Source organism: Bradyrhizobium manausense, from assembly GCF_018129685.1.
In the GTDB taxonomy this organism is placed as follows: domain Bacteria; phylum Pseudomonadota; class Alphaproteobacteria; order Rhizobiales; family Xanthobacteraceae; genus Bradyrhizobium; species Bradyrhizobium manausense_D.
Map to the genome: position 1 here is coordinate 1 of NZ_JAFCLG010000047.1, position 6,696 is coordinate 6,696.

8 protein-coding genes are annotated in these 6,696 nt (G+C 56.8%); 2 read left to right on the plus strand and 6 right to left on the minus strand.

Annotation, left to right across the window (positions count from 1 at the left end; all coding sequences use genetic code 11):
* Positions 1-188 (plus strand): porin (locus tag JQ621_RS35105; protein ID WP_212241774.1); only part of this gene is annotated, 188 nt, incomplete at its 5' end.
* A gap of 290 nt (positions 189-478) precedes the next feature.
* On the opposite strand, the gene JQ621_RS35110 is transcribed toward JQ621_RS35105, so the two are convergent.
* Genes JQ621_RS35110 through JQ621_RS35130 form a run of 5 tightly spaced genes read right to left on the minus strand, consistent with a single transcriptional unit; the run spans position 479 to position 4,308 of the window.
* Positions 479-1,138, minus strand: a complete 660-nt coding sequence (locus JQ621_RS35110; protein ID WP_212241776.1) for a hypothetical protein — start codon at positions 1,136-1,138, stop codon at positions 479-481.
* A complete protein-coding gene (locus JQ621_RS35115; RefSeq protein WP_312015480.1) occupies positions 1,135-1,908 on the minus strand; it encodes a helix-turn-helix transcriptional regulator in 774 nt (257 codons plus the stop codon). The genes JQ621_RS35110 and JQ621_RS35115 overlap by 4 nt, the downstream gene beginning before the upstream one ends.
* Complete coding sequence (locus JQ621_RS35120; protein WP_212241778.1) at positions 1,908-2,621, minus strand: helix-turn-helix transcriptional regulator; 714 nt, start codon at positions 2,619-2,621, stop codon at positions 1,908-1,910. The genes JQ621_RS35115 and JQ621_RS35120 overlap by 1 nt, the downstream gene beginning before the upstream one ends.
* Positions 2,618-3,598: a DUF968 domain-containing protein gene (locus JQ621_RS35125; RefSeq protein ID WP_212241779.1), complete on the minus strand. Its 981-nt coding sequence runs from the start codon at positions 3,596-3,598 to the stop codon at positions 2,618-2,620. The genes JQ621_RS35120 and JQ621_RS35125 overlap by 4 nt, the downstream gene beginning before the upstream one ends.
* Positions 3,595-4,308, minus strand: coding sequence for a YqaJ viral recombinase family protein (locus tag JQ621_RS35130; protein WP_212241780.1), 714 nt, complete (start codon positions 4,306-4,308; stop codon positions 3,595-3,597). The genes JQ621_RS35125 and JQ621_RS35130 overlap by 4 nt, the downstream gene beginning before the upstream one ends.
* Positions 4,309-4,424: 116 nt before the next feature.
* On the opposite strand from JQ621_RS35130, the gene JQ621_RS35135 reads away from it, so the two are divergent.
* Positions 4,425-4,634, plus strand: coding sequence for a helix-turn-helix domain-containing protein (locus tag JQ621_RS35135; RefSeq protein WP_279686145.1), 210 nt, complete (start codon positions 4,425-4,427; stop codon positions 4,632-4,634).
* Between the two features lie 1,696 nt (positions 4,635-6,330).
* On the opposite strand, the gene JQ621_RS35140 is transcribed toward JQ621_RS35135, so the two are convergent.
* Positions 6,331-6,696 (minus strand): plasmid pRiA4b ORF-3 family protein (locus tag JQ621_RS35140; protein ID WP_249125773.1); only part of this gene is annotated, 366 nt, incomplete at its 5' end.

Consider the following 6,696-nt stretch of genomic DNA (forward strand, 5'->3'; position numbering starts at 1 on the left):
TCTGGACCCCGGTCAAGAACCTGGCGTTCACGGCTGACCTGAGCTGGTCGCGTCTGGATCAGAAGTACTCGGGCACGATCACGGGTGCGAACACCGCGGTTCTCTCGGCTGCCAAGCCGGTTGCAGTGTATGAGCTGAAGGATCAGAACTCCCTGACCCTGATGCTCCGCGCTCAGCGTACCTTCTGATCTGATCTGACAGATCAAACTAATGGCCCTCGGCAGGAAACTGCCGGGGGTCTTTGTGTTAAACAACCACGTATTTCCCTTGCAGAGTGTGTGTCGTGGTCGCGTCCAATAAAGCCGATCAACTACGAAAGGCATGGACCAGTGCGTTCGGCATCGCAGGTCCCGAGTGCTTGATCTTGGCAGCACTTTCTGAAGTCGATACCGATACAGGACTTCGCGCCGCTACCCTCGCTGTGCGGCTCGGCTTCCATGTGGCATTTGTGGAGCTATTCCATGCGCCTAATACAGCGCTACAGCCGCACAGTTCGCTTGCCTCGTTTGCGTTTCGGCTTTTGCGGACCGGGGCCTGAGGTGGCCCTCAAAACAAGCTTGATTCCCTCTTCAATGGCAAGTGTCGAGTACTTTCCGCCGAAATGCTCACGTTCCCTAAGCACCTGGTGCGCTGCCCGGCGAAGTGCTCCGTACACGATTTGCTCTAAGCCTACCGCATACTGAAACTCTCGGTACCTAATCTCCGATTCTATCGGAGATGGCTCTACTTGTGGAAGACTGAGTGCTTGCTTCTCTTCGTCGGGCCCTAGAAAAGATCCACTCAAAGACTCGAGTCTAGCCTGAGCGTTGATCAACCTGCAAACGATTGGCATGATAGGTGCAGCCGATGGGCTTCCTGCGATCGTTCGCAGCACTGCTGCAGCAAGCTTGGCCAAAAGGCTCATCGCTTGCTGTTTTGCATGAAGGATTTCGATGTCGCGATCGGCGTTTTCGCTTACCAGCCTGAGCGTTTTCGGCTTGTCTTCATCCTCTGTCACGACAAGCATCTCCTGTGCAATGTCCCATAATGTCTTCGTTTCGTCGAAGCCGTTTCCAATCGTCTCGAACTTGTCTTGAGCTGCGTTGGCGTAGATCTGTAGCAGCACATCGAATTGTTTTTTCTTTCCCGTAAGAGTCATGATGGAAGATCAAAAAGCGGTACCTCGAATCCTATAACCTCGGTTACCCAAATGATTTTCACGTCCCTGATGGAAGGATAGTCTGACGAAATGAGATCGAACACATCTCTCTCTGCGCCTATGCTGATATTCCGCCACCACGTCCTTCCACTTTGTAGACATGCGATGAATTTTTCGGCTCGCCCCTGCCGCAGGAGCACGCCGTCACTCATCGGCTCCTGGACACCTCTGTGGAAGAGCAACCAGCCTTTCATCTTTCCTTGCCGGATAACGAGGGCAACCGCGTCTTGCGGCAAGGAGGGGCTGCCAGCAACGCGACGACGAGTTTTCCGATATCGAACCTCATCCTCGGCGATGACTGATCCAACCAAGGGAACAGCTTTGGCCGCCCACGTGTAGCCGTCCGGCGCATCGCTGAAACCAACAGCTTCTTTGGGTAAGTCGAGCGCCATTCCGATCTCGGTAGCAAGCGCCTCATCCAGCCAAGTGTCACGGTTCTCGATCCGGCGGATCGTTTCACCACTCACGCCTATTAAGCTTCCGAGTTGAGCCTGCGACATACCTGCCCTTAGGCGATAATAGCGAACCGAATTCGGAGGCGGAGCATTATTTGGCCGGCTCCCTAGTTTCGGTCTCGCTGGCTGAAGTGTCTTCTCTTCGTTTGGCGCTTGTGAAGTTGCGCCCCGGTTTTTCTTCGATTCTAAATCGTCACTCATTGGTGCGCTTGAAAGTTGCGCTGTGCTGGAGCGCAGAAGTGACTGCGATTGCATTACCTGGCTACAGCTGCTGATTTATCCGAAGGAGGTTCGTTTTTCTCCTTCAATTGAGCTGGCGTCGGGAGAGGGTATCTTGCGAGCTCGAACCCCAGAACTTCAGAAACCCACGCGATCCGCGCGTCGGTGATCACATCGACATATTGCGATTGAAGGTGATGTAAGCCGATTGTCTGGGCTCGCAGCACGTGTCTCCACCACGTCGTGCCATTGACGAGATGCACCAGGAAGTTCTCGCGGTTGCCTTGTTGAGCCAGAAGCTCACTGGACATTGATAGTTGCGCGGCTTCTTGGTAGATCAGATTCCAGCCACGCATTTTTCCGATTTTGATTTCAAGCGCGACACAGCCTTGAGGCAGATGCGCGCTGCCCGCGACAATGCGATCAGTTCTTGCAAATTTGACTTGGTCGTTCGCTGTGATCTCTCCCACGACCGGGACCGCCTTGGTCGCCCAAGCGTAGGCATCGGACGCGTAGCTAAAGCCTAATAGTTCGTAAGGTACGCCCAGGATGCGACCAATTTCCACGGCGCGATCGGCGTCGAGCCATGTGTCGCATTGCTCCAGTTTTCGAATGGTTTCTCCTGCCACGCCGAGTTTACGTCCCAGATCTGCTCTTGCGAGGCCGGCGCGAATACGGAAGAATCGGATTGAATTTGGGGGAGGTGGGTTCACGAGCCGGCTGTGCTCCTTGCGTGGAAAACGGCTCATTGTCTTTGAACCTCCACACTCGTGACCGTTGCAGTAACAGGCGACGTCTCCTCAACGCCCGAATGCGCTGGGCTCGTGGCCCATAGCTCCTTTGCGACTGGCATAGGGTCTAGTTGCAGGTTGGTCCACCATGCGCGCTCATTCCCGGAGCGGTGTAAAGCCTGGTGGTGATGGCGACACAGTGGAACGGTGAATTCATCGCTGACTTTTCGTCCCAACGTGCTTGGCTGGGCAAACTTTAGGTGATGGGCATCAACTGGCGATCTTTGACAAACGAGGCAGCTTTGTCCGCGGACGAAGGCGAGGTGAGCTTTGCTTCTCTTTCGCGGGATCTCTTTGGGAAAGGTAAGAACCTGGTCTTGGCCGCAATCGCGGTGAGGGAGAGGAGGGCTGGTGACCTCCTGCCGACAATTGGTGTTCTGAGGCTTTGTCGGATCGGCAGAAGCCCGTGCCTGTGCGTTCACATCCGACAGACCTATCGTGTCCTCTTCGACGACGAAGCCGACCAAGCTGAGAAGCGCGTAGTGACGTGCACCCGTGAGTATCGGTTCTATCTGGTGCGGCGTCTTGAAATCCACGATGATTGGGAGGTCAGAGGAGATCCATTCTCCAGACACATGTGCAAGCAGGGTCCTGAGGTACATGGCGCCCATCACTTGCTCAGTCCGGGTGGCTTGAATGACGGCAATCTCCTGCCGACTGAGTGTTCTCCGCACGATGTCAAAGCCGGCGGCCAATGACGCCTGGCGCGCTGGGAGGTGCTTGTCCCGCTCGAGCGAGGAGAGGATCGTAAGATCTGACGTCTTTGTCAGGTCGAGCCATTCAGCCTGAGCGCGGGCAACGGCGGCCGCTATGGTGTCGATGTGGTCACTGGACTGATGCATGATGGTTTGACTTTGGTTGATGTCGAAGTTGAGCTCGCGCGATGGAGAACGAGTGAGGCCTAAGCGGTGACATCTCGCTCCCGATGCAATCATCTTCGCGGCTGCTGGGAGTTCTCCAGCTCACCGGGTGCATCGCGGCTTCTAAAATGCGAGGCTGGAAATTTCGACCATTGTCCGGAGGCCGACATGTCGATGATTTTGATCGAATTTGGCCTTGGTCGCGGGGCTTCAATCCCGAAAAGAGCGGGCGGCTCGCCTGTCTGAACGCATCGTAAGAACTTCTTCTCAGCCGTCAGGAGGAGATGCTGATAGAGCGGATCGGCAGGTACGGTCATTTGAATCCGCTTCCCGTCGCCTGTGATGATCGACAGGAGGGCAGACCGTGCAGCCATGACCCACATGGAATGTTGCAGCAGCGCCATGTGGAGGTCGGCCAATACCGGCTCGGAGAAATGCCCGGACGGCAAAAAGCTCGCATGGAAGACCGCACCCGTATCCCGGACACGGCCGCCAACGTCAGCTCTCATCCACTTGTGGATCGGATGTCGGACCGTCCGCTGGACACCTTGGACGGTGTGGCCACTCTCGCGCTCGTACAGCCTTCGATTGAGGTGCTCGGTGATGCTGCCGAGTTGGACGATCAGATCGTTGCTGAGGTCCAGCGGAAGAGCCTCTCCGCGCTTTTCGCGCCAGAGCCTGACCAGCTGGTCCCGATCTTTCCCCATGATGATCCGGGCGTCGGATCCGCCTATGAAGCTGCTGCGATTGCCTGAATCAGGTAGAATCCGAAAGCTCGTGCCCATGGTGGATAATTCCGTAGCTTGATCCGAAATCAGAATAAAAACATGATACCCTCAAAATCAGTAAAATCAACTGAAATAAGTAAAAATAAATGACCATTCGTCCGGTACAGTGCCGAATGGCCCGTGCGGCCCTAGGATGGAGCGTTCGCGATCTTGCTTCTGAGGCTAAAGTGGCGATTGACACCGTGGCGAGGTTCGAGCGCGGGGACGAGCTAAAGGAGCGAACGATCGACGCAATCCGCTCGGCTCTGGAGATCGGAGGCGTCGAATTCATCGACGAGAATGGCGGTGGTGCGGGTGTCCGGCTACGCAAGCCCTCGCGCTGATTTCGATGTGCGCCAGGCAGCAGCCGACAGCCGCCTAAGACCGCTTGTTCTTTTGAGGTTTGCGAGGGGGCGCCGATCACACGCCGCAGCCGAATGCAAGTGCGGAAATTAGCCGCCAGGTGCAGGAGTCAGCCCGCATGGCCAGCGACGCCGTTGGGCAAGCGCGTGGTACTACCGAGCGCGTAAGTGAGCTGTCGATTTGGTCGGCCAGCCGATAGCCCCCCTTGACCGGTCTGACGAAAACGCAATGAACAGACGCGAATATGACGACGAGCGCGATCGGAAGGCCTTAGAGCCAGGCTTGGTTCCCTCGGACGCAGGGTTGATCAACGCCGGTGAACCGCCGGCAGCGTGGACAGCAACGAGCGACCAGCAGCCTTACTGGGGCAGGGTCCACCTCCTTATTCGTTTCCTTTTTCCACTACGGAGCACCAAGGCCCACCGGTTCATGCTGGCGGGCCTTTTAGCTTTGGAGCAGCTGCGGCACGAGCAGCGCCTCTTAGCGCCGCATTGATGGTCCTTAGCCGCGCGCCTTGAGGAGTTCTTCCCCTCTGAAATTTGGGCTTTGATGATCTGGACGCCCTGGCAACTAGCCACAGATCGCTGCCACAGCTAACGCATTCATACACCTTCAGCTCGTAGCCTTTGACTACGAGAAAAATAGCTTTGAGCCGTCGAGCTTGGCTACAAACCGTGCATCCGGCTTCGCCGTTCACGATCGCCCCCTTTGGCCCCAATGATAGGAATGAGAACTGAGTCTCAATTCATTAGCAATAGCGACTCACGCTGGCGGACCTTACCTTGGACCAGCCTTCTGTCAGGCCACGCATAATACGCGCGAACATCGTTTCCCAATGGAGCGCTTCCTCGCGGACCGCTTGCTCGGGACGCAGCCGACGCGAAGGAAGGTCGTCAAATAGAAATAGACGCTGCGGCGACCATAAGCGGGGCGCACCTCAAAGCTGCCGGCGCCGGACACTATTTCGTGTTTGACGGGGTGAACCATCATGCAGCGATCTAAAGCGGCAGTGATGGCGGTGCGCAAATTATCGATTCCTATTGGCGCCGAATGTTGTCGAGCTGCCGCCAGTCGTGAGCGTGATCGGCGGCTTGTGACCGTTCTCGGACTTCGACCAAGGCCGTCTCGCCTCTTCCTGTATGTGATCGTCGCAGTCAGCGGTCCTGCCGCGGCGGCGGCATTCAAAGCCACTCAAAGCATTCTGGGGCCTTTTTTAGTCTTCCACAACACGATCAGCGGCGGCTCGCGCTCGTTCGTAGCTACCACTAATCGACAATGTCACTCTCGCCAGCGCCGCGCTTCGATGGCGTTATGCCTCGCCAGAAACGCCACCGCGGATACCGCGGTGCCGACGGCAGGCCTGACTTCGAGTGGGGCAACCAACGGCTAGCGATCGTGAAAGCGGCCGGCAATTGAAGCGGCCTTACTCCCAGACTTCGTTGCGACAATTATCGCACCTGAATATCTGGACCATCCTGTCGTTCTTGACGTCCAGAATAGGAGCAAGACGGCGAAAGGCAGCGGCGCATGACGGGCAACGTGGCTCAGCGCTCGAAAGCTGGATCCTTGGAGACATCTGTTGCTCCTCGTCAGCCATCTTCGCATCTGCTCTACTGTCCACAACGTAACATCTATAGTAAGCGTAGCTCTGCGGCCCTTTTGAATCGCGCTTGACGTCTATTTTGTTCGCGTGGCGCGTCGCCGCGGTTTCCATGTGTCGGACAACGCGTTGACGGCGGCCTCGAGGGCCTTCCGGTCGATCACGTTGGGATCGAACCGCTCCGGGCCCCAGCGGCGCATATTTTCGTGCTCCGGATGAGCAGGGTCGCTGATGGCGTCGAGGTATTCGGCATAGCCTGGCGCACCACCGACGTCTTCCGGAGGACAACGACCGGCAGCCTCGAGCAGGAAGGGCATGCCCTCCGTCGTGGTGTTGTCGAACCATTTTTCGAGCTTGATCACGTGATCCCAGCTGTCGCCGAAGTCATAGAGATAGTGGATCGTCTTGGCGCCGGTCTCTCGAACGATATCGCAAAGCCGCGC

What these genes read in the sequence shown, in the direction of transcription:
- JQ621_RS35110 (WP_212241776.1), bottom strand. Translation starts at nt 1,138, where the DNA reads ATGACTCTTACGGGAAAGAAAAAACAATTCGATGTGCTGCTACAGATC.
- JQ621_RS35115 (WP_312015480.1), bottom strand. Translation starts at nt 1,908, where the DNA reads ATGCAATCGCAGTCACTTCTGCGCTCCAGCACAGCGCAACTTTCAAGC.
- JQ621_RS35120 (WP_212241778.1), bottom strand. Translation starts at nt 2,621, where the DNA reads ATGAGCCGTTTTCCACGCAAGGAGCACAGCCGGCTCGTGAACCCACCT.
- JQ621_RS35125 (WP_212241779.1), bottom strand. Translation starts at nt 3,598, where the DNA reads ATGATTGCATCGGGAGCGAGATGTCACCGCTTAGGCCTCACTCGTTCT.
- JQ621_RS35130 (WP_212241780.1), bottom strand. Translation starts at nt 4,308, where the DNA reads ATGGGCACGAGCTTTCGGATTCTACCTGATTCAGGCAATCGCAGCAGC.
- JQ621_RS35135 (WP_279686145.1), top strand. Translation starts at nt 4,425, where the DNA reads ATGGCCCGTGCGGCCCTAGGATGGAGCGTTCGCGATCTTGCTTCTGAG.